Origin of the sequence: Kocuria sp. HSID17590 (assembly GCF_003989485.1) — a bacterium.
Lineage (GTDB): Bacteria > Actinomycetota > Actinomycetes > Actinomycetales > Micrococcaceae > Kocuria > Kocuria salsicia.
On record NZ_RBMB01000012.1, the window covers coordinates 17,406 to 40,012 of the forward strand.

General features: G+C 71.4%; 15 protein-coding genes and 1 pseudogene. 14 read left to right on the plus strand and 2 right to left on the minus strand.

The genetic code is table 11. The annotated features are described in order from the left end of the window. Position 1 precedes the first annotated feature (1 nt). Positions 2 to 1,348: a polysaccharide biosynthesis tyrosine autokinase gene (locus D8M39_RS05830; protein WP_161971381.1), complete on the minus strand. Its 1,347-nt coding sequence runs from the start codon at positions 1,346 to 1,348 to the stop codon at positions 2 to 4. A 712-nt stretch (positions 1,349 to 2,060) separates the two neighbouring features. Between D8M39_RS05830 and D8M39_RS12615 the strand changes: the two genes are divergently transcribed. The 7 genes from D8M39_RS12615 to D8M39_RS05865 all read left to right on the plus strand — a co-directional run bounded on the left by D8M39_RS12615 (position 2,061) and on the right by D8M39_RS05865 (position 11,349). Continuing rightward, the gene (locus D8M39_RS12615; RefSeq protein ID WP_161971382.1) at positions 2,061 to 2,705 is read left to right on the plus strand and encodes a hypothetical protein; all 645 of its coding nucleotides are present in this window, start codon (positions 2,061 to 2,063) and stop codon (positions 2,703 to 2,705) included. Further along, the gene (locus D8M39_RS05840) at positions 2,702 to 3,964 is read left to right on the plus strand and encodes a hypothetical protein (RefSeq protein ID WP_094393419.1); all 1,263 of its coding nucleotides are present in this window, start codon (positions 2,702 to 2,704) and stop codon (positions 3,962 to 3,964) included. The genes D8M39_RS12615 and D8M39_RS05840 overlap by 4 nt, the downstream gene beginning before the upstream one ends. 85 nt (positions 3,965 to 4,049) lie before the next feature. Next, complete coding sequence (locus D8M39_RS05845) at positions 4,050 to 5,759, plus strand: hypothetical protein (protein ID WP_126874618.1); 1,710 nt, start codon at positions 4,050 to 4,052, stop codon at positions 5,757 to 5,759. A gap of 113 nt (positions 5,760 to 5,872) precedes the next feature. Next, positions 5,873 to 6,409 carry an acetyltransferase gene (locus D8M39_RS05850; RefSeq protein ID WP_055086077.1) on the plus strand — a complete coding sequence of 179 codons (537 nt, stop codon included), beginning with the start codon at positions 5,873 to 5,875 and terminating at the stop codon, positions 6,407 to 6,409. A gap of 5 nt (positions 6,410 to 6,414) precedes the next feature. Next, positions 6,415 to 7,530, plus strand: a complete 1,116-nt coding sequence (locus D8M39_RS05855; RefSeq protein WP_055086075.1) for a glycosyltransferase — start codon at positions 6,415 to 6,417, stop codon at positions 7,528 to 7,530. 694 nt (positions 7,531 to 8,224) lie between these two features. Further along, positions 8,225 to 9,421, plus strand: coding sequence for a phosphoglycerate dehydrogenase (gene serA, locus D8M39_RS05860; protein ID WP_055086073.1), 1,197 nt, complete (start codon positions 8,225 to 8,227; stop codon positions 9,419 to 9,421). Positions 9,422 to 9,618: 197 nt separating this feature from the next. Continuing rightward, a complete protein-coding gene (locus D8M39_RS05865) occupies positions 9,619 to 11,349 on the plus strand; it encodes a DASS family sodium-coupled anion symporter (protein WP_094393417.1) in 1,731 nt (576 codons plus the stop codon). Positions 11,350 to 11,558: 209 nt separating this feature from the next. On the opposite strand, the gene D8M39_RS05870 is transcribed toward D8M39_RS05865, so the two are convergent. Continuing rightward, on the minus strand, positions 11,559 to 12,161 hold the full coding sequence (locus D8M39_RS05870; RefSeq protein WP_094393416.1) for a Dps family protein: 603 nt from the start codon (positions 12,159 to 12,161) through the stop codon (positions 11,559 to 11,561). 206 nt (positions 12,162 to 12,367) lie between these two features. Here D8M39_RS05870 and D8M39_RS05875 point away from each other — a divergent pair, with 206 nt between their 5' ends. From D8M39_RS05875 to D8M39_RS05905, 7 genes and pseudogenes are all read left to right on the plus strand, one after another. Continuing rightward, positions 12,368 to 14,506 carry an NADPH-dependent 2,4-dienoyl-CoA reductase gene (locus D8M39_RS05875; RefSeq protein ID WP_055083829.1) on the plus strand — a complete coding sequence of 713 codons (2,139 nt, stop codon included), beginning with the start codon at positions 12,368 to 12,370 and terminating at the stop codon, positions 14,504 to 14,506. A gap of 208 nt (positions 14,507 to 14,714) precedes the next feature. Then, a complete protein-coding gene (locus D8M39_RS05880; RefSeq protein ID WP_094393415.1) occupies positions 14,715 to 15,557 on the plus strand; it encodes a DUF3662 and FHA domain-containing protein in 843 nt (280 codons plus the stop codon). A 1-nt stretch (position 15,558) separates the two neighbouring features. Then, the gene (locus D8M39_RS05885; protein ID WP_126874619.1) at positions 15,559 to 16,083 is read left to right on the plus strand and encodes an FHA domain-containing protein; all 525 of its coding nucleotides are present in this window, start codon (positions 15,559 to 15,561) and stop codon (positions 16,081 to 16,083) included. A gap of 3 nt (positions 16,084 to 16,086) precedes the next feature. Further along, positions 16,087 to 17,667 carry a PP2C family serine/threonine-protein phosphatase gene (locus tag D8M39_RS05890; RefSeq protein ID WP_126874620.1) on the plus strand — a complete coding sequence of 527 codons (1,581 nt, stop codon included), beginning with the start codon at positions 16,087 to 16,089 and terminating at the stop codon, positions 17,665 to 17,667. Further along, a pseudogene (locus D8M39_RS05895) lies at positions 17,664 to 19,055 on the plus strand (FtsW/RodA/SpoVE family cell cycle protein); the annotation flags it as partial. The gene D8M39_RS05890 and the pseudogene D8M39_RS05895, both read left to right, overlap by 4 nt. A gap of 335 nt (positions 19,056 to 19,390) precedes the next feature. Beyond that, positions 19,391 to 20,833, plus strand: a complete 1,443-nt coding sequence (locus tag D8M39_RS05900) for a penicillin-binding protein 2 (RefSeq protein WP_094393412.1) — start codon at positions 19,391 to 19,393, stop codon at positions 20,831 to 20,833. Then, a complete protein-coding gene (locus D8M39_RS05905) occupies positions 20,830 to 22,602 on the plus strand; it encodes a protein kinase (RefSeq protein ID WP_126874622.1) in 1,773 nt (590 codons plus the stop codon). The genes D8M39_RS05900 and D8M39_RS05905 overlap by 4 nt, the downstream gene beginning before the upstream one ends. Positions 22,603 to 22,607: the final 5 nt, after the last annotated feature.

Sequence of the window (22,607 nt, forward strand, 5' to 3'; positions counted from 1 at the left end):
CTCAGACCAGTCCGGCGTGTCCGCGGCCCGAGCGCACCTTGTTGGCCACGAGGGACACGGGCACCTCGCGGAACCCCGCCACCGCGCTGTGCAGCTGGTCCGTGGAGACCCGCCCGGGAACCGTGACGAGCAGGACCTCGTCCGCGAGCTCGCCGAGCACGGCGGCGTCCGCAGACTCGCTGAGCGGCGAGCAGTCCAGGATAACGACGTCGAACTCGCCGTGCAGCTCTCGCAGCAGCGCCACCATGGGCTCGGAGCACACGAGGTCGCTGGGCCGCGACGCGGGCGAGCCCGCCGGCAGGAACGTGAGCCCCGGCTCGAGGCGCACTGCGCTCTGCTCGGCCGCCGCGCGCCGCTCCAGGAGGTCGGAGACCCCCGGGTGCGCCTGCTGCGCGAGCAGCTCCGTCATCCCGCGGTCGGAGAGATGTGCGTCCACGAGGACCACCCGGCTGCCGAGGCCCGCGAAGCTGCGGGCGAGCTCCAGGGCCACCGTGCTCGCGCCGTCGCCGGAACGGGTTCCCGTGACCACGAACGTCGCGCCGCCCTCCACCTGGGGCAGCACCTCCGCGTGGCGCTGCTGCAGCCGCGAGCGCAGCGCGGTCACGTGCGGGGTCGGGGCCGCGGAGCCGGGCTGCTCGATGGCCGCGGGGTCGAAGCTCAGCGCGTCGCTGAGGTGTTTCAGGCGCGGGACGCTCGCGGTGAGAGCCGCCCCCGGGACGCTGCGCAGCTCGGTGAGGGTGCGGGGGCGCCGGACCAGACTCTCCAGCACGAACGCCAGGACCGCTCCGAGCAGTGCACCGAGCACCAGGCCCGCGGCGGGGTACACCGCGGCGGGAATCCCGCTCGGCTTCTCCGGCAGCTGGGCCCGGCTCAGGAGCTCGGCCTTCACGGCGCCCTCACGGTTGGCCACCTCGGGGGACAGGGACTTCACGCCCTTGGTCAGCTGGTCGGCGACGCCGTTGGCCACCTGCTGGGCCTCCTCCGGCGTCTCCGCCGTGGCGGTCACCTGGATCACGGACGTGGCCGTGGGGTTGGTGACGTCCAGCATGTCCTGCAGGTCCGAGACCGAGCGGTTCAGGCCCTTGTCACGGATGACAGGGTCCAGGACGTACGGGGTGGTCGCCACCGTGGCGTAGGACTTCAGCTCCCGCGAGAGGTACGTGGCCGCCTGGTTCAGCTCGGTCGCGGAGTCACTCGTGGGAATGGTGACGTAGAGCTGCGAGCTGGCCTCGTACTTGGCCGGCAGCGCCACGGCGAGCACCCCTCCCGCCACGAGGCCCACCACCGCCAGTGCGGCAATGGTCTTCCACCACTTCTTCAGAACCTCGGCGTAGTCGCGCAGCGTCATGTGTCCTCCATCCCCCATGGTGACGGTGTCGCGGTGGACCCGAGCCTGCGCGCTGCCCAGCGCACACGGCGATCGGGACCGGCCCATCCGTCTCTCCCCAAATGAATCTGAGGGAAGTCTATCGCGCGGATTCATCTCCATGAACACTCAGACAGTTTCCGCGGAATTCCTTTGTACCCACATCGGGGGATGAATTTTACCTCCGGCAGGGTGGGCTCGTGCGTTTCGCCCGGAAAATGAGGGGTGTCGAAAGTGCACTGCCCGGAATCCCATGAGTGCGACAACTACTTCGACACCGAGAGGAGGGGCCTCCCACCTGCGCCGTCGCCCAGGAGGCCGTGCCGGACCCCCGCCCCTGGGACGGACTGCGCGGCCCCCGGTGCGACGAGGAACATGTGCGGACAAGGTCTTTGCCAAAGTGAACTTCGCGGGAAATTGGGGCTACGATGAACAGAGATGGGGGCAGAGACGGGTCACGAGGACCGAACTGTCCCCGGGTCACACGCGGTGGCACGGCCGGTGCACGGCGCCCGAGGCGCACTCCGGTCCGCAGCTCCAGGGGCCGCCACCGCGCAGCGGAGTTCGCGGGACGAGCGATTTGTCCCCCGAGCTGGGGAATGTGATGAAAATTTGTCCCCCATTCGGGGAACGACCGGGAATGGGGATTTCCGTCGGGCTGACGGGAACGCGAAAGAACTATCGGGGGAATCACATGAGCGCACGAACGAAGAACGCCGTCGTGGCATTCCTGGCCGTCGTCCTGGGCACCGCGGTGCTGGGGGCAGTGGTTGCGGGCGCCGCGGCCGCGCTGCGGCCGGAGACCTACACGTCCACCGCCACCGTCATGGTGGCCCCGGACAAGGACCTGCCGAACGCGCAGACGGACTCCGTCTCGCAGTACGTGCTGAGCAACATGCCCACCTACAACAACCTGGCGACGACCACCACCGTCCTGCAGGAGGCGGCGGACCACGGCCGCTCCACGGACGAGATCTCGCAGCACCTCGCGGTCGAGGTCCCCACCGGCTCCACGCTGATCAAGCTCGCCTACACGGACACCGACCGCGAGCGCAGCGCGGCCGTCGCAGACGACCTCGCCGCCGGGCTGCAGAAGGCCATCCGCGAGTACTCTCCCCGCGCCGACGGCACCTCGCAGGTGGACGTGACCATCGTCCAGGACGGTGCCTCAGCGACGTCGAGCAGCACGCCGCAGGTCAGCCGCTGGGCGACCGTGGGCGGTGTGGTGGGCGCGATCGTCGGTCTCGCCGCAGCCCAGGCCCTGAGCACGCGGCGAGCCAAACGCGCCCGTGCCGCGGGCTCCTCGGCCGCCGCGCGGACCGAACCCGCGTCCTCGTGAAGTGGCGCGACGCCCTCACGATGGACCGGGTCCCGGTCCTCACGCTGGTCGTCTTCCTGCTGATCAGCTGGGCCTCCACCGAGTACTACCTGGGTCACGCCGTCGTGGCCTCGCCCAGCCCCTTCACACCCGTGTGGGGCGCGTACGACCACGCGGACGCCATGCGGCTGGTCCTGTGGGCGCTGCTGGGACTCGCGCTGGCACTGATCGTGCCACTGCCCGGCCGGGTCGCCTCGTGGCCGTCCCTGCTGGGCACCGTGGGTCGCCAGGTGCAGTCCCTCTCCGGCCTGTGGCTGGTCGTGACGTTCGGGACCATGGCCGCGCTGGTGCTCGCCAAGGGGCCGTACCTGCTGCACGCTCCCCAGTACCTGATGTTCACGGCACCCTCCGCGTTCGTCTCCGCCGCGAGCGTGGCCCAGCCGATGGCGGTGCTCGCGGCAGGGTTCCTCTCCGTGCGGCACCCGAACCTGGGCCGGATCGCCCTGGGCCTGTGGCTCGTGCTGCTCTTCGCGTGCGCCACCCGCGTGTTCGCCGGCGTGCTGGTGCTCTACATGGTGGGGAAGTTCCTCGCGGGCGGCCGGGTGGCCTGGCCCACGTGGCTGCTGACCACCGTCGTCACCGTGGTGCTGCTGCCCATCCCGCTGCACTGCCGGGCGCTCACGGACCACGGACTGATCCCCTACGCGCGTGCCATGGTGCACCTCGTGGAGAACCCGTCCTTCTTCACGGACTCCCTGCTGACCACCACGAGCAGCTTCGGCTTCAGCGTGCCCCTGCTCGTGTTCACGAGCCGTGAGCAGTCGATCACGGCGTCGGACATGCTCATCTCGGTGAACCCGGGGCCGGGATCGCTGGTGGGCTGGGACGAGATCATGCCCACCATGCGCGTCCACGACTTCATCCCGTACTCCGCGCTCGGCGAGTGGGCGAGCTTCGGCGGCTTTGCCCTGATGCTGTTCCTGCTGGTGTGGGGCGTCGTCGTGCGGGCGTGCCTGCGCAGCGTGGGGAGCAACCCGCACCCCACCATGGCCCTCTTCCTGGCGGCCGTCCTGGGCATGTCCATGCTCACGGTGGTGATGGTCACCCAGTACAACACCCGGGCCGTGAGCCGGATCGTGTCCATGATGATCGTGCTGACGCTGTTCGAGCGCGTGGTGCGGCCGTGGACGGAGTCCTTCCTCCGCAGCCGCTCCCTGCGCCCCGTGCCGTGGGCGGGGCCCGCCGCGCCCCGTGGAGTTCGCGATGTCCACGCCGCGTGACGGAATGCCGCGGCGTGGGAGCGCACCTCGCGGCTCGACGCCACGCGGTGGTGATCTGCCCGGGGCAGACCCGCGCGGCCCGGAGGTGACCCGACAGCGCGGCGCCACCCGCCGCACCTTCCTCGCCCTGGCGGGCACCGCACTGGTGGGCACCACCGTGGCCTGCTCCGCCTCCGGACGGCCGGGTGCCACACGGGGCCCCTCCTCCGCCGCAGCCCAGCAGCAGGTCTGGGCCCACATGGTGCCGCAGGGGCTGCCGCTGGCCGAGAGCGAGGACATCCACTACGGCAGCGAGCGCCCCCTGTCCCTCGCACCAGCGGGCACGGACTACGCGAGCCTTGTCTCCGGCCAGCTGGAACAGGGCCGGGCGGCCGGTCTCACGGGCATGCAGATCCTCCTGCTGGAGGGGGAGAACAGGGGCTCGGACTTCGTCATCGACTGGATGGATGCCGCGGATCCCACGTGGCAGGACGGCGCGGAGGGTTTCGCCGTGGCACCGTGCCTGCTCGTGTCCTCGCGGGACGGCGCCGTCGAGATGATCCGGCAGTACGCCGAGGCGGCCGACGGCAGGTCCTCCGCCGCGCGGGTGGAGGACGCCCTGGTGGTGTGGATCTACAACGCGCGCTCGCTGTCCCCCGAGGACTGGGCGTCGTGCCGCGAGGCCGTGGAGGAGAGCGGCACCCGGCTGCACCTCGTGGCGGAGCTGGCCACCGCGGCGAGCCAGCACGGGGACTCCCTGGACACCTCCCTGCTCGACCCCTACGCGGACACGTTCGAGGCGGTCTGGCTGTTCGAGGACCGGGAGTCGCAGGTCCTCGGGGACTTCGCGGCGTGGGCGGCGGCGCACGGCACGGTCTTCGCGGGCGGCACTCTGCCCGGCTACGACCGCGAGACGAGCCACGGCGGCTACGTGGACGCGCGCGGCACGCAGCTGTGGCGCACCCAGCTGGAGCGGGCCCGGAGCGCCGGCGCGGCCTGGCTGACGGCCGTAACCTGGAACGACGCCGTGGAGCACACGAGCGTCCAGCCCACCACGGACTGGGGCACCACCCGGGCGGACCTGCTGGCCCACCACGCCGCGGCGTTCCGCGGGCGTGAGCCGGAGGACAAGAACCTCACGGCGTACGTGACGAGCCCGCAGCACCTCGTGGCGGGTCAGGAGCTGCTCGTGGAGGGGCTCGCGATCAACCACGAGCCACAGGACGCCCGGGTCACCGTGCGGGTCACGGACGCGGACGGCACAACCCTGGCCACCTCGCAGGAGGTCACGGTTGCTGCGGGCGAGGTCGGCGCGGCCGTGCTGGAACGCACCGTCCGGGTCTCGGGCGGCGGTCACGTCGTCGCCGTGGTGGAGCTGCGGGACGCCTCCGGCGAGCTGCTCAGCAGCACCCGCGGCGCGCCCGTCGTCGTCTTCGCCGCAGGGGACCCCGCGATCCCGGACCCGCCACGGCGGCGCTACTACTCGCTCTCGTCCGCGTCCTCCGTCGACTTCTCGCGGTGGGCGAGGATCGAGGGCGAAGACGACGACGCCGCGTCGCCAGCCAACCTGCGGGTCCTCGCCGAACGCACGGTGCGCTCCGTGGAGTTCCTGCACAACACGTGGCCGGCGGGGCTCGCACTCGACGCCCGGGAGCTGTCCTACCGCGCGCCGCCGGCCTCCCTCGTCGGGGGCCAGGAGGTCGCCACCGTGCCACAGGGCTTCACGGTGGCCCGCCTGGTCACGGACTCCGGGGAGATCGCGTACTCCGCACCGGTCCACCACAGCACGACCTCCGGATCCGGCACCGGAGGGTGACGCGGCGTCGTCGCCCCACCCGGAACCTCACCACCGCACACGACACCTGATCCACCGCCGTGCTCACCACCGCGAGCAGCACGAGCACACAGCCATCCACGAAGGGGAGAAGCATGGGAACCACCACACGCCGCCTGGCCACATTCACCGGCCGAGGCTACGACAAGGGCAGGGGAACGCTGCAGTGCGCCGCATGGGCGCTCGTGGCGGAGCCGCTGCAGCGCTCGGTGCTGTGCCCGCCGAGCGTGCGCACCCGCATCCTGCGCGCGTTCGGGGCGCAGATCGGCGACGGCACGCTGATCCGCCACGACGTGCGCATCCACTGGCCCTGGAAGCTGAGCGTGGGTGAGAACACGTGGATCGGAGTGGGTGCCTGGCTGCTGAACCTGGAGCCCATCACGATCGGCTCGGACGTGTGCATCTCGCAGGGCGCCATGCTCTGCACCGGAAGCCACCGCGCTGACGACCCCGCCTTCGAGTTCGACAACGCCCCCATCACCGTGGCCGACGGCGCCTGGATCGCCCTGCGCGCCACGGTGCTGCGCGGCGTGAACGTGGGCGAGGGAGCCGTGGTCGGTGCCACTGCACTCGTCACGCGTGACGTCCCCGCGGGTGAGCGCGTCCTCGCCCCGGTCTCGGCGAGGGCGTGAGCGGCATGCGCATCCTGCAGATCGTCGCGCTCGTCTCCGGGACAAACGCCTACGGCGGCCCCACGACCGTCGCCTTCAACCAGTGCCGCGCGCTCGCCGAGGCAGGCCACGACGTCGTCCTCGCCGCCACCGGATCCGGCCTCGGCACGCCGCTGCCGACCGAGCGCGGCGGCGTGCACACCCGTCTCTTCCGCCCGTCCTACGTGCTGCCGGGGGCCGGTTTCGCGGGCCTGACCTCACCCGCGATGCTCACCTGGGTGCGCCGGGTGGCCGCGAGCGCGGACGTGGTGCACGTGCACACCGCCCGGGACCTGCTGACCCTGCCGTCCGCGTGGCTCGCGGAGCTCTCCGGGACCCGCGTGGTGCTGCAGACCCACGGGATGATCGACCCCTCGGACCACCCCCTCGCGGGCCCGCTGGACGCCGCCCTCACCCGGCGCGTGCTGCGCGACGCCCACCGCGTCTTCTACCTCACGCCGCAGGAGGAGCAGGACGTCGCAGAGGTGGCACGTGGGCCCGTGAACCTCATGGAGCTGCACAACGGCATGCCCGTGAACCCCACGCCGCGGGCTCCCGGGGACGACGACGTGTGCCGGGTGCTGTTCCTCGCCCGCCTCCAGGAGCGCAAGCGCCCGCTCGCGTTCGTGGCCGCCGCGCGTGCGCTGGCGGAGCGTTTCCCGCGGGCCGTGTTCACCCTCGTGGGCCCCGATGAGGGCCAGGGAGACGCCGTGCGCCACGCGATCGAGGACTCCGGTCTGGGCGAGCGCCTCACGTGGGCCGGCGCAGTGGACTCCGCCGGTGCCGCCCGCTGGATGAATGACTCGGACCTCTACGTGCTGCCCTCCGTCAACGAGCCGTACCCCATGTCCGTCCTCGAGGCCATGTCCACCGGCCTGCCGGTGGTCGTCACAGACACGTGCGGTCTGGCGGAAACCGTCCGCCGAACGGGGTCTGGGACTGTCGTTGACGACTCCCAGCAGCATCTGGAGGCGGCCCTCGCCGAGCTGCTGGCGGATCCGCAGCTGCGGCGACGCCGGGGAGAGGCCGCACGGGAGACGATCGCGCGGGAGTACGGCATGGACGCCGTGCTCGAGCGGCTGCTCGAGGCCTACCAGGACTGAGCGCCGCGCAGGATCACGTACCGCGGACCCCAAGATGATTCTCGGTTCCCACGGTGCGTTTCGGTGCACGGTCCACGCGGGGCCCCGCAGCGCGACGCGCGGGCCCCTACAAGCCGTAGGTACCGTCCCCCGAGCAGGGGACACGGGAGTGGCCGAACGGCCAGTCCGAGCTGTCCATCGGCCATCGGAAGTCTGGCCGATGGACAGTATCCGCGGGGTGTGTACTCTCCGTACGGTGGTTGCTGCCGGGTTCGAGAACGGACGGAGCACACAGATTCCGCACGGACCGGCCCGGCACTGCACAGTCACGATCACTACTCAGTCACGATCGCTGCTCGCTCACGCGCACTGCAAGAGCAACGAGACAAGGACGTACACCGTGGATATCGCCACTTCCGCCACCCAGTCCCTGGGCAGCGTGGCCGGCATCGAGCTGGACTTCCTCACGGCCTTCGGGATCGCGGGCTGACGGGTTCACCCTGTGAGCCTGCTCGTCATGCATGGGCGGGGGGACGCTCCACCGCCCGGCTCCAAGTACCCCACCCGCGGTGGGGGCCTTGGGCCGTTCGAAACCGCCCCGGGGACAACACCCCCTCCCCCCCCTGTCCCGGGGCGGTTCCGAACGGTGTGCCCGGATACCTGGCATGGCCGACGCGGGAGGAAACGCCGCAGACCCACCCCTTAGGATGGACGGGTGAAGGCCTTACTCCTTGAGAACATTCATTCCGACGCCGTGGACGCGCTGCGAAGCCGCGGCTTCGAGGTCGAGACCCGCAAGGGCGCCCTGGATCCCCAGGAGCTGCTCACCGCACTGGACGGCGTGGACCTGCTGGGCATCCGTTCCAAGACGCAGGTGACGCGCGAGGTCCTGGAGGCCCACCCGCAGCTGCAGGCGGTGGGGGCGTTCTGCATCGGGACCAACCAGATCGACCTCACCGCGGCCACGGACACCGCCACCGCGGTCTTCAACGCACCGTTCTCCAACACCCGCTCCGTGGTCGAGCTCGCGCTCGGCGAGATCATCGCCCTGGCCCGCCACCTCACGGACAAGAACGCGGCCATGCACCAGGGCGTGTGGGACAAGTCCGCCAAGGGCTCCCACGAGGTCCGCGGCCGCACCCTGGGCATCGTGGGCTACGGCAACATCGGCAAGCAGCTCTCCGTGGTGGCCGAGGCCTTCGGCATGGACGTCTACTACTACGACGTCGTGGACCGCCTGGCCATGGGCAACGCCACCAAGTGCGACTCGCTTGAGCAGCTGCTGGGCACCGTGGAGACCGTGACCCTGCACGTGGACGGCCGCGAGAGCAACACCAACATGTTCGGCCGCGAGCAGTTCCGCCAGATGCGTCCCCGTTCCATCTTCCTGAACCTCTCCCGCGGCCACGTGGTGGACATCGCGGCCCTGCACGAGGCCCTGGTCTCCGGGCACCTGGCCGGCGCCGGCCTGGACGTCTACCCCTCCGAGCCGAAGGCCGCGGGCGAGCCCTTCGAGTCTCCGCTGCAGGGGCTGCCCAACGTGATCCTCACCCCGCACGTGGGCGGTTCCACGGCGGAGGCGCAGGAGAACATCGGCGAGTTCGTCTCCGGGAAGCTCATCGACTACTGCCGCTACGGCACCACGAGCCTGTCCGTGAACTTCCCGGAGGTGCAGCTGGACCCGTTCATCCACGGCACCCGCCTGCTGCACATCCACAGCAACGTCCCCGGCGTGCTGGCCCGCGTGAACTCCACGCTGGGTGAGCACGGGATCAACGTGGACCGCCAGCAGCTCGTGACCAAGGGCCAGATGGGCTACATGGTCACGGACTGCGCCAACGGCGCCACGGACGAGGTCGTGGCGGCCATCAAGGCCCTGCCCGAGACCATCCGGGTGGCCACCGTCTCCTGACGCCCACCCACGACAGCTCGGGGCGCTCGACCGCCCCGCACCGACGGCCCGCTCCCCACGGAGTGGGCCGTCGGCCTTCCCGGTCTCCGGCGGGGCCGTCACATACCGCTGCCCCGGCCTGCCGCCCCCGGGTCCACGCCACCCCTCCCCTACGCTGGAGGCATCACCCTGCCCCCACAACGATGTGGAGACGCACCATGAGCCACCCCGCCGTACCCGGAGCACACCTCAGAAGCCTCGATCCCGATCCCCACCGCGGCGAGGAGATCGAGTTCCGCTCACCCGGTGAGCGCGCCCCCGAGGAGAAGGCCCACACGCGCCACGTGCGTCTGGCGGGCTTCCTGGGCGGGCTGGTCCTCGGGATCCTGATCTACGCGCTCATGCCGGGGGACGTCCCCCACGCCGCGAAGCTCACCGCCGCCACCGCCGTGCTGATGGGCGTGTGGTGGATGACCGAGGCCCTTCCGCTGCCAGCCACCGCGCTGCTGCCCCTCGTGGTCTTCCCCACCCTGGGCACGGACGTCACCTTCGACAAGGTGGGCGCCTCCTACGGCAACAACATCATCTTCCTGTTCATGGGAGGGTTCCTGCTGGCCCTCGCCATGCAGCGGTGGAACCTGCACCGGCGCATCGCCCTGCTCACGGTCAAGGTCATGGGCACCCGGCCCACCCAGATGGTCGCGGGGTTCATGGTGGCCACGGGCTTCCTGTCCATGTGGGTCTCGAACACCGCCACCGCCGTCATGATGCTTCCCATCGGCGTGTCCGTCCTGCTGCTCGTGACGAAGATCGGGGCGGAGGCCACCGCGCACGACGCCGCGGCGGGCAGCCCCGCGGGCGGTTCCGTCGAGGGTTCCACCCCCGGTCCCACGTCCGGCGCCACGGCGGGTTCCGGTGACGGCGCCGTGGGCAGCGCCGACGACGCCCCCGCGACCGCCGTGGCGGACGCGGACCCCGAGTCGGCCGAGGTCAAGGACGAGATCATCAAGTCCAACTTCGGCACGGCGCTGATGCTCGGCATCGCGTACGCCGCGTCGATCGGCTCACTGGGAACGATCATCGGCACCCCGCCGAATACCCTGATGGCCGGCTACCTCTCGGACGCGCACGGCATCACGATCGGCTTCGGCCAGTGGATGCTCGTGGGGGTGCCCCTGGCCGTGGTGCTGCTTGCCGTGTGCTGGTTCCTGCTGACCAAGGTGCTGTTCAAGCCGGAGATCAGTGAGATCCCCGGTGGCAAGGAACTGATCCAGGAGGAGCTGCACAAGCTCGGGCCCATGTCCTCCGGCGAGAAGCGAGTGCTCGTGCTCTTCGTGCTCGCGGCGCTGGCCTGGATCTTCGTGCCGGTGCTCTTCGACGACCCGCTGATCTCGGACGCGGGGATCGCCGTGGCCGCGGGCCTGCTGCTGTTCCTGTGCCCCGCCGGTGCCGCGCGCGGCGTGCGCCTGCTGGACTGGGACTCCGCAGTGAAGCTGCCGTGGGGCGTGCTGCTGCTCTTCGGCGGCGGGCTGGCCCTGTCCGCGCAGTTCTCGTCCTCGGGACTCACCGAGTGGATCGGGGAGCGCGCCGCGGGCCTCGGCGGACTGCCCACCGTGCTGCTGGTGCTCCTGATGGCCGGCGGCATCCTGCTGCTCACCGAGCTGACCTCCAACACGGCCACCGCGGCGACGTTCCTGCCCGTCGCCGGCGGCGTGGCCATGGGCATCGGCGTGGACCCGATGTTCCTGGCGATCCCCGTGGCGCTCGCGGCCACGTGCGCGTTCATGCTCCCGGTGGCCACCCCGCCGAACGCCATCGCGTTCGGCTCCGGGTACGTGACCGTGGGCCAGATGATCCGCGGCGGCGTGTGGCTCAACCTCGCGGCGCTCGTCCTGATCACGATCACGACCATGACCCTGGCCGTGTGGGTCTTCGGACTCGCCTACTGACGTCTCCTGACGACCCGGGCGACGACGGCGCGGGGCGACGACGGCGACGGCGCGGGCCCACCTGGGTGCCGCGCCGTCGTCGTCCGGCAGCGCGGAAACCCGGGGCGGCGCAGAAGTCCGGACAGTTCAGCAGCCCGAGCAGTGAGAAGCCCCGGGCACCACCGCACGGTGTGCGGGGCGCCCGGGGCCTCTGCCCGGGTGAGGCGGGGTCAGTTCTTCTTGGCGGACTTGCCCGACCTGCCGGCCGCGGCCTTCTTCGCGGCCTTGGCGGCGGCCTTCTCCGTGCGCGCGGAGCTGTTCTCCAGCACACCGGAGTCGTTCTCGATGTGCGAGCGCATGAACCACTGGAACAGCTCGAGACCGCGCACCTGGGCGATCAGCATGTCCTCGGTGATGGGATCCACGTCCCCCACCTCCGCCAGGGCGGCACGGTGGTCCTGGATCACGCCGTCGTAGACGAGGTCGAGGGCCGCGAGGTGCTCCACCCCGGAGGCACGCATGACGGTGTAGTCGTCCCACGTGCGCTCGGCCACGATGGTGCCGGGCAGACCGTTGGGCGAGACGCCCATGGTGGCCATGCGCTCGGCCACCTCGTCCACGTAGCCGCGGACCTCGTCGATCTGGGGGTCGAGCATCTCGTGCACCGAGATGAAGTTGGGACCCACCACGTTCCAGTGGGCGTGCTTGAGGGTGAGCTGCAGATCGTTGAGCGCGTTCAGGCGCTGCTGCAGGACATCGGCCACCGCGTGGCCCTGCTCGGTGGTGAGACCGGGGACCGTGTAGGTGGCGTTCTTGCTGGACTTCTTGGCCATGACAACCTCCTCGTCGGGGCCGGGCGCGGCCGGAGCGGCGCGCCCCTCACCCCTTATTTTGATGTATTCATAATAACACCGCTGCCCGTTCTCCACCAGGGGTGGCTCGGCGCCTCGCTCTCACCCGCACCCCTGCCACCCGTCGGATTGGTGATCCAGCTCACGAGCTCTAGGGTGGAGGAAATACCTGAGACTTGGAGTATCGGATGACGTCCTACCCCCACCTGCTGGCGCCCCTGCGCGTGGGCTCGCTGACCCTGCCGCACCGCGTGATCATGGGCTCCATGCACACGGGCCTCGAGGAGGCGCCGGGCGGTGAGCACGAGCTCGCGCGCTTCTACGTGGAGCGCGTGCGCGGCGGCGCCGGGCTGATCGTCACCGGCGGCATCTCCCCCAACGAGGAGGGGGCGGCCCGCCAGGACGGTGCCCACCTGAGCCGCGAGGACCAGCTGCCCCCGCACCGCACGGTCACGGACGCCGTCCACGCGGAGGGCGGGCTGATCGCCCTGCAGCTGATGCACAGCGGCAGGTACGCCATGCACGCGGACGCCGTGGCGCCGTCGCCCCTGCGCGCACCGATCAACAAGGTGACCCCGCGGGAGCTGAGCACCGAGGAGGTCGAGCGCACCGTCGAGGACTTCGCCCGCGCCGCAGCCCTTGCCCAGCAGGCCGGCTACGACGGCGTGGAGATCATGGGCTCGGAGGGGTACCTGATCAACGAGTTCCTGGTGGCCCACACCAACCAGCGCACGGACCGCTACGGGGGCTCGGACGCCGCCAGACGACGCTTCGCAGTGGAGGTCGTGCGCCGCGTGCGCGAGGCCACGGGTCCGGACTTCCTGGTGATGTACCGGCTCTCCGCCCTGGACCTGGTCCCGGACGCGCAGGAGTTCGAGCAGGTCCTCGCGCTGGGCCGCGAGGTGGAGGAGGCTGGCGCCTCGATCATCAACACGGGGATCGGCTGGCACGAGGCGCGCATCCCCACCATCGCCACGAACGTCCCGCCCGCCGCGTTCACGTGGGTCAGCCGCGCCCTGCGCGAGAACCTCTCCGTGCCCATCGCGGCCGTCAACCGCATGAACACCCCGGAGATCGGCGAGGACGTGATTGCGCGCGGGGACGCGGACCTCGTGTGCATGGCCCGCCCGTTCCTCGCGGACCCCGCGTTCGTGGCCAAGGCCCGCGCGGAGCGCCCCGCGGAGATCAACACGTGCATCGCGTGCAACCAGGCCTGCCTGGACCACACCTTCTCCGGCAAGCGGATGTCCTGCCTGGTCAACCCGCGGGCTATGCGGGAGGGCGAGCTCGTGCTCGGTCCCACGCGCACCGCGGAGCGGATCGCCGTGGTGGGCGCGGGCCCCGCGGGGATGGCGTTCGCGGAGGCCGCGGCCGCCCGCGGGCACCGCGTCACCCTGTTCGAGGAGCAGCCCGAGATCGGAGGCCAGTTCCAGCTCGCCCGCCGGATCCCCGGCAAGGCGGACTACGGCCACACCATCCGCTATTTCGGCACCCGCCTGGCCGAGCTGGGCGTCACCGTCCGCACCGGTCACTCCGCCACCCCGCGGGACCTCGCGGACGCGGACCGCGTGGTGCTGGCCACGGGCGTCACGCCGCGCATCCCCGGGATCTCCGGGGAGGACGGCCCCACGGTGCTCGGCTACAAGGACGTCCTGGAGGGCGCGCCCGTGGGCGAGCGCGTGGCGGTCATCGGCGGCGGCGGGATCGGCTTCGACGTCGCCCACTTTCTCACGCACGACCCGGACGCGGACTTCTACCGCGAGTGGGGCGTGGACCGCACGCTCGAGGCCCGCGGCGGGCTGCTGCACCCGGAGCCGACCGCGCCGCTGCGCCGCGTCACGGTGCTGCAGCGCAGCGAGGGCAAGCCGGGGGCCCGCCTGGGCACCACCACGGGGTGGATCCACCGCGCGGAGCTGCGCATGGCGGGCGTGGACTTCGTGACCGGCGTGGAGTACCAGCGCATCGACGAGGACGGCGTGCACGTGCTGGTCCCGGACACCGCCACGCTGGAGGACAACGCGGCCGGTGGCGGCGCCGGACCCGCACCGGACCGCCAGGCCCGTGCGGGGGACCTCGGCGCAGGACGCCCTGGCGCCGGGGGTCCAGGCGCGGGCACCGCGGTGGCGCAGGCCCCGGGGAAGGTCGAGCTGCTCGTGCCGGCGGACACCGTGGTGCTGTGCGCGGGGCAGGAGTCCCGCGCCGAGCTCGCGGAGCAGCTGACGGGCGCGCGCCCGGTCCACGTGATCGGCGGCGCCCACGTGGCCTCCGAGCTGGACGCCAAGCGCGCGATCAAGGAGGCCGTGGAGCTCGCCGCCAGCCTGCCGTGAGCGGGGAGGGGGCGACGACGCCGCGCCCGGCGTGGCGGCTCCCGATCGCACCGCGCGCGGGCCGTCACCGCCGCGGACCACGGACCTGTCACCGCTCGCACAGTCTCTGCGGCTACTATTCTGAGGACTGCTGACGACCGTGTGCCACACCGCCCCCCTGCGGTTGCACTGAACGCACCGCCACTGGCTGGCCGAGAAAGGAGGCGGGATGGGTTTCTGGACCGGACTGGAGAACGGGATCGAGAAAGCGGTCCGCACCGCCTTCACCGCCGGCTCCCGCAAGCGGGTCGAGGCCGTGGAGATCGCGAGCGCGCTGCGCCGCGAGCTGGACCAGGAGTCCTTCACGGTGAGCGGCGGGCGCACCATGGCCCCCAACGTGTTCACGGTGGAGTTCTCGGACGACGACTTCCCCCGAGCCCAGGAGTGGGGCGTGCAGCTCGCGGAGGAGCTGTGCGACGTCGTCATCCGCCACGCCCGCTCCCAGGCCTACACGCTGCAGGGCGCGGTGCGCGTGAGCTTCACCCGCAACTCGGAGCTCGAGGCGGGGAACTTCGACGTCGTCCCCTCGTTCGAGCGCACGAGCACGCCCCAGGCCCCAGCCAACGCCGGGACCTCCGCGCGCGCACCCCAGCCTCCGGCACCCGCACCGCACGCGCCGGCCCGCACCACGCGGGACGGCCGCACCACGACCTCCGCCTCCGGGTACGCCTCTGCCGGGCCCGCCGACCACGAGGCCCCGGCGCCCGCCCTGCGGCAGGTGCCGGTGATCGAGGTGGGCTCCGAACGGTTCTCCCTCAACGCGGACAGCGTGAGCGTGGGCCGCTCCTCGCAGGCGGACATCACCGTGGAGGACACCGGGGTCTCCCGCAAACACCTCGAGATCCGCCGCCAGGGGAGCAACTTCCTGGCTGTGGACCTCGGATCCACCAATGGCTCCTACGTGGACGGCCAGAAGATCCAGGGACGGGCCCAGCTCGTGGACGGTTCCGTGATCACCATGGGACGCACCAGGCTGGTCTTCCGGCTGCTGGTGCCGAAGGAGGGGCGCTGACGTGTCCGAACTGACCGTGACCCTGCTGCGCTACGGCTTCCTCGCGCTGCTGTGGGTCTTCATCGCGGCCGTGGTGTTCTCACAGGCCCGTGACCTGACCGTCAACGGCCGTGCGCGCGCCGCCGCCCGTGCCGGCAGCGCCCGCGCCGCCGAGCCCCCGCGGCAGGAGCGCAGGGCGCCCGAGCCCGCGCCGGAGCCCCGCACCCCCGCACCCACCACCGGCGGCACGCGCCACCGGCCCCAGCAGCTCGTCGTCGTCGAGGGCCCGCTGGCCGGCAGCAGCTACCAGCTCGGCTCCGCCCCGGTGATGCTGGGCCGCTCGCCCGAGGCCACCGTGCCCCTGGAGGACGACTACGCCTCCGGGCGCCACGCCCGGCTGTTCCCGCAGGGCTCCCGCTGGTTCCTGGAGGACCTGGGCTCCACCAACGGCACCTTCCTGCGCGACCAGAAGCTCTCCCGCGCCGCCGCCGTGGACCCCGGCATGCAGTTCCGCGTGGGACGAACCGTGATGGAACTGAGGCCGTAGCCCATGCCCATCGCCTTCCGCTACGCGGCGCGCTCCGACGTGGGCCGCATCCGCTCCAAGAACGACGACTCCGCCTACGCGGGGCGCTACCTGGCCGTCGTCGCCGACGGCATGGGCGGACACGTGGGCGGTGACGTGGCCTCCGCGTCCGCGGTCATCGACCTCACGCACCTGGACCACGCGGGCCACGACGGCGACGGCGCCACGGTCCTCGCGGACGAGATCCAGAACGCGAACCAGAACCTCGCGAAGCTCGTGCAGTCCAACCCCCGGCTCGGGGGAATGGGCACCACCGTCACCGCGCTGCTGATCGACGGGGACGAGATCTCCGTGGCGCACATCGGGGACTCCCGCGCGTACCGGCTCTCCGAGTCGGAGGGCTTCGAGCAGGTCACCACGGACCACACGTTCGTGCAGCGGCTCATCGACGAGGGGCGGCTGCGGCCGGAGGAGGCCGAGACCCACCCCCACAAGAACGTGCTCATGCGGGTGCTCGGGGACGTGGACGCCTCCCCCGAGCTCGAGGTGCGCACCGTGCGCCCCGCCGTGGGCGAGCGCTGGCTGCTGTGCTCGGACGGGCTCAACGCCGTCGTGAACGCGCAGACCATCGAGAACGTGATGCGCTCCACCGGGGACCTCAACCAGATCGTGAGCTCCCTCGTGGAGCTCACCCTGGACCGCGGCGCCCCGGACAACGTCACCGTGGTGGTCGTGCAGGTGGGCGAGATCCCGGACGGCCGGGAGGCCCACCCCATGACCGGTGAGGCCATGGGAGCCGTCCCGGACGAGTCCCGCACCTCGGACGAGCAGCTGCGCAGCGAGAGCGAGGTCGTCGAGGACTGGGACGGCCCCATGGACTCCCCCGTGGCCGGTGGCGGCCGCGACTACCGCGAACCCGGACGCGGCACCGCCCCGGGCGCACCCGGGGACGCGCGGTCCTCGGCGTCCGTGCTGCGCGGGGACCTCGCCGAGCGCCCCCACCTGCTGGTGGGCGCCGCGGCCAACGCCACCCAGACCGGCCGGATCCCCACGGTCTCCGACTCCGCGATCCAGCGCCGCGCGACCATGCTCTCCACGTCCACCCTGGACGTCACCGCGGACCCCGCCGAGGTGCGCAGCCTGCTGCGCCGCAGGGGTGAGGACCCCGGGCGGGGCTCCGGGCGGCGTCGTGCCCTGGTGGTCGCGGGTGTGCTCGTGCTGGCTGTCGCCCTGCTGCTGGGCGGCTGGGCCGCCCGCGCCTGGACCTCCTCGCAGTACTACGTGGGCGAGGAGCAGGGGAAGGTGGCCGTGTTCCAGGGCGTCTCGCAGTCCCTCGGGCCCATCTCGCTGAGCGAGCTGGACTCCACCACCGAGATCTCCGTGGACTCGCTCTCCCAGTACGCCCGGGAGCGCGTGCGCGCCACGATCCCCGCCGGCAGCCGTGAGGAGGCCGAGAAGATCGTGGCGGACCTGAAGACCTCCACCGGGCCCGGACCCCACCCCACGGGCCGGGTGACCGTCACGACCCCCACGCCGTCGGACTCCGGCAGCACCTCGCCGAGCCCCCGCGCCTCCTCGTCCACCACGGGAGGTGACGCCTCGTGAGCTCCCCCGCGACCACCACGAGCACCGCACCCGCCGGCTCCGAGCCCGCCGCGCGCCCCAGGCCCCGGCGGATCATCGAGCTGTTCCTGCTGCTGCTCGCCCTGTGCATCGGGGTGGGCGCGAACATCCTGGTGGACCCGGACCAGCTGCGGGAGGACCCCCGGCACATCGTCCTCAGCGGCGCCGTGCTCGCCGGGGGCGCCCTGCTGGTGCACGTGGTGCTGTGGATCCGCGCGCGCTACGCGGATCCCTACCTGTTGCCCATCGCCGTGGCCCTGAACGGGCTGGGCCTGGCGATGATCCACCGCATCGACCTCTCCACCGGCCAGAGCGCGGCGAACACCCAGGTGGTGTGGACCGCGGTGGCCATGGTGGCGTGCTGCGTGGTGCTCTGGTTCCTCAAGGACCACCGCCGGCTGCGCAACGTCACCTACATCATGCTGCTGCTCTCGGCGCTGCTCCTGCTGCTGCCGATGGTCCCGGGCCTCGGCGTGGAGATCAACGGCGCCCGGCTGTGGATCTCCGTGGCCGGACGCACGTTCCAGCCCGGTGAGATCGCCAAGATCACGCTGGCGATCTTCTTCGCCGGCTACCTCTCCACCAACCGGGACCTGATCCTGCTGGCCGGTCGGAAGATCGGCCCGGTGCGCCTGCCCCGCTTCCGGGATATCGCCCCCATGCTCGCGGCCTGGCTGATCGCCATCGGCGTGCTCGTGCTGCAGAAGGACATGGGCACGGCCATCATGTTCTTCGGCCTGTTCCTGGCCATGATCTACCTGGCCACCGGCCGTCTCGGCTGGATCGTGCTGGGCGTGGTCCTCATGGCCGTGGGCGGCTTCGCCGCCAGCAAGGTCTTCTCGCACGTGAGCCTGCGCCTGGACGCGTGGCTCGACGCCTTCAATCCCGAGGTCTACAACCGCTCCCCCGGTGGCTCCGCGCAGATCGTGCAGGGCCTGTTCGGTCTCGCCTCCGGCGGGCTCTTCGGCAAGGGGCTCGGCCAGGGCCGCCCGGACCTGGTCTCCTACTCCAACTCGGACATGATCATCACGGCGTTCGGGGAGGAGCTCGGGCTGATCGGCCTGGGCGCGATCCTCGTGCTGTTCCTGCTCTTCGCCACGCGCGGGCTGCGGGCGGCACTGGGCACCCGGGACGCGTTCGGCAAGCTGCTCGCAGCGGGCCTCTCCGCCCTGATGGTGCTCCAGCTGCTCGTGGTGATCGGCGGTGTCACGCGGCTGCTGCCGCTGACCGGTCTCACCACGCCGTTCATGTCCGCCGGTGGATCGTCGCTGCTGTCCAACTGGATCATCGTGGCCATCCTGCTCGCGATCTCCCACAGCGCGCGCCGGCCCGTGGTCACGGGTCCCGCCACGGACGAGGACCTCGCCTCGATCGAACGACGACGCCGCGCACGCGAGCAGCAGCGCGACGTCGCCGGCTCCTCCGCCCGCGCCTCGGGCGGCGCGCCGACCGAGGCGCGCACCGAGCCCACGCGCTCGGCCGCGCTGAGCTCCTCCGCGGGAGCGCACGTGGACACCGACGACGCCGCGGAGGCCGGTTCCGCGACCGAGGTCATGTCCCGGCTCGCGGACCGCTCCGGCTCCCCGGCGCAGGGCAGGCGCGGGGACGCGAAACGCGAGGCCACAGGCAGCCCCCACGCGGGGACCGGCACGAAGAAGAAGAATGCCCCGGTGCAGGACGACGACCAGCAGGAAGGAGGGACCCCGTGAACAAGGCGATCCGCAGGATGTGGCTCATGGTGGCGGCCATCGTCGTGGTGCTGCTGCTCGCGCTGACCTACGTGCAGTTCTTCGCGGCCGGCTCCCTCAAGGCCAACCCCTGGAACAACCGGACCCTGTACGAGCAGTTCGGCCAGGACCGCGGCTCGATCCTGGTGGGCGGCAAGGAGATCGCCACCTCGCAGCCGTCCGACGACGACTTCGAGCACCAGCGCGTCTACACCGACTCCCCCATGTACTCGAACCTCACCGGCTACTTCTCCCTGGTCTACGGGGCCACGGGCCTGGAGTCCGCCCTGGGCGACGAGCTCTCCGGCGCGTCCGACGACCAGTTCTACGACCGCGTGATGTCCCTGTTCTCCGGCGACCAGCCCAAGGGCGCGTCCGTGGAGCTGACCCTCGACCCGGACCTGCAGAAGATCGCCTACGACGCGCTGGAGGGTCACAACGGCTCCATCGTGGCCGTGGACCCCAAGACCGGCGAGATCAAGGCCATGGTCTCCCGCAAGAGCTACGACGCGAACTCGATGTCCTCGCACAACACGGACAAGGTGGTGGCCGCGTCCGACGAGCTGAACGCGGACCCGGACAAGCCCCTCGTGAACCGCGCGATCGGCGGGGACCTCTACGCCCCCGGCTCCACGTTCAAGCTCATCGACGCCGTCGCGGCCCTGGAGTCCGGGAAGTACACCACGGACTCCACGCTGGAGAACCCGAGCGAGCTGCCGCTGCCGGACACCACCGTGACCCTGCCGAACTACCGGCAGGGCGGGTGCGCGGCGCGCACGCAGGTGAACCTGCAGTTCGCCCTGGAGCAGTCCTGCAACACACCCTTCGCCTCCATCGCGATGGACCTGGGCCAGGACAAGATCCGGCAGACCGCCCAGAACTTCGGCTACGGCCAGGACCTGGACATCCCCCTGCAGGTGACCCCGTCGGTCTTCCCGGAGGAGATGAACCAGTCGCAGCTGGCGCTGTCCTCGATCGGGCAGTACGACGTCCGGACCACCCCGCTGCAGGTCGCCATGACCTCCGCGGCCATCGCGAACGGCGGAGTGATGATGAAGCCCAGCCTGGTCAAGACCGTCCGCTCCTCGGACCTCTCCGTGATCGACGAGTTCAAGTCGGAGCAGCTGCGGCGCTCCACGGACACCGAGACGGCCAAGACGGTCACGGACCTGATGACCTCGGTGGTGGACAACGGCATCGCCTCCGGCGCCAAGGTCGACGGCGTCAAGGTGGCCGGCAAGACCGGCACGGCGGAGATCGGCAAGGACGGATTGAACGATTCGTGGTTCACTGGATTCGCACCCGCCGATGACCCCCAGTTGGCGGTGTCCGTGGTGGTCGAGGACGTGGACGTCACCACGGGCTCGGCCCTGACCAGCCCCAGCGCACGGCAACTCTTCGAGGCGGTGTTGAACAAGTGAGACCATCGTCGAACACCATTCTGGGCGGTCGCTACGCGCTCACGGAACGTATTGCCATCGGTGGCATGGGCGAGGTGTGGAAGGCCAAGGACCAGGTCCTGGGCCGCATCGTCGCGGTGAAGATCCTCAAGGACGAGTACAACGGGGATCCCACGTTCCTGCAGCGCTTCCGCGCGGAGGCCCGGCACACCGCACTGCTCAACCACCCCGGCGTGGCCAACGTCTTCGACTACGGCGAGGACGAGGGCTCGGCCTTCCTGGTCATGGAGCTCGTGCCGGGTGAGCCGCTGTCGAACATCATCGACCGGCAGAAGACGCTGGACCCGGACACGGTGCTCAACTACATCGGGCAGACGGCGCGCGCCCTGGCCGCCGCGCACGCCCAGGGTCTCGTGCACCGGGACGTGAAGCCCGGCAACCTGATCATCACCCCGGACAACCGGGTCAAGGTCACGGACTTCGGCATCGCCCGCCTCGCGGACCAGGTGCCGCTCACGGCCACGGGGCAGGTCATGGGCACCGCCCAGTACCTTGCGCCGGAGCAGGCCACGGGCCAGACCGCCACGGGCTCCTCGGACATCTACTCCCTCGGGATCATCGGCTACGAGCTGCTCGCGGGCCGTCGTCCCTTCACCGGGGAGTCGCAGATCGCGATCGCTCTGGCGCAGGTCAACGACAACCCGCCGCCGCTGCCGGACTCGGTGCCGGAGCCGGTGCGCGCGCTCATCATGTCGATGCTCGCGAAGGACCCGGAGGACCGGCCGGAGAACGCCGGCAAGCTCGCCAACGCCGTGGACGCGCTGCGCCGCGGGGACATGAAGTCCGCCGTGGCCATGGTCCCGGGCATGGCGCCGCTGCTCTCGGAGAAGTACACGCAGGACGACCAGCCCACGGAGGCGATCGCCCCCGTCACGGGTCCCCGCACGCGGGCCATGGACGGCACGGCCGCCTCCCCCGCGGCGATCGGCACGGGGTCCGCCGCCGCGGCGGACCGCCCGGACCCCAGGTACAGCGCGCACCCCTCCACGGCCCAGTTCGACGCCGTGGACCACTCCGCGGGCGGGTCCCGCAAGGCCGAGAAGTCGGGCAAGCGCTCCGTCTGGGCCTGGTTCCTGCCGCTGCTGATCCTGCTCGTGGTGCTCGCCGTGGCGGGTGTCTGGTTCCTCACCGGCCGGGACTCCTCGGACTCCCCCGAGCCGGGAACCGTGACGTCCTCCACCGTGAGCCCCACGGACGCCAACACCGTCACGCTGCCCGCCAACATCGTGGGCCGGGACGCCCAGAGCGTCTCGGACGAGATCGTCGCGCTCGGCGTGAACGTGGACAAGCGCCTGCAGCAGGGCACCGGCAAGGCCGAGAACACCGTGGTCTCCTCGGACCCCGAGGGCGGCTCCAAGGTGGAGGTCGGTTCCACGGTGGTGCTCTACGTGGCCTGGACCCCGTCCTCGAGCGCCACGCAGGACTCCGGTGCCGGCACCGGACGCTCCGGCGAGGCCACCACGCCCGCGCGTGAGGAGACCGCCGCGCCCGCGGCTCCCACCCAGCCCGCGAACGGCGGCGCCACCCAGGGCGGGGTTGACGACGGCGGTGCGGCCACGAACGGCGCGGCGGACCCCGCCGAGGGCGGTTCCGGTGCGCAGGCCCAGGACCCCGGCACGAGCACCGGCAACGACTCCTCCGGCCAGGACACGTCCGGGCAGGGCTCGAACGGCGACGCCGTGGCGGTACCCGCCACTGCGGGCGGTCCGGGCACCGGTACGGACGGGTAGCGGGC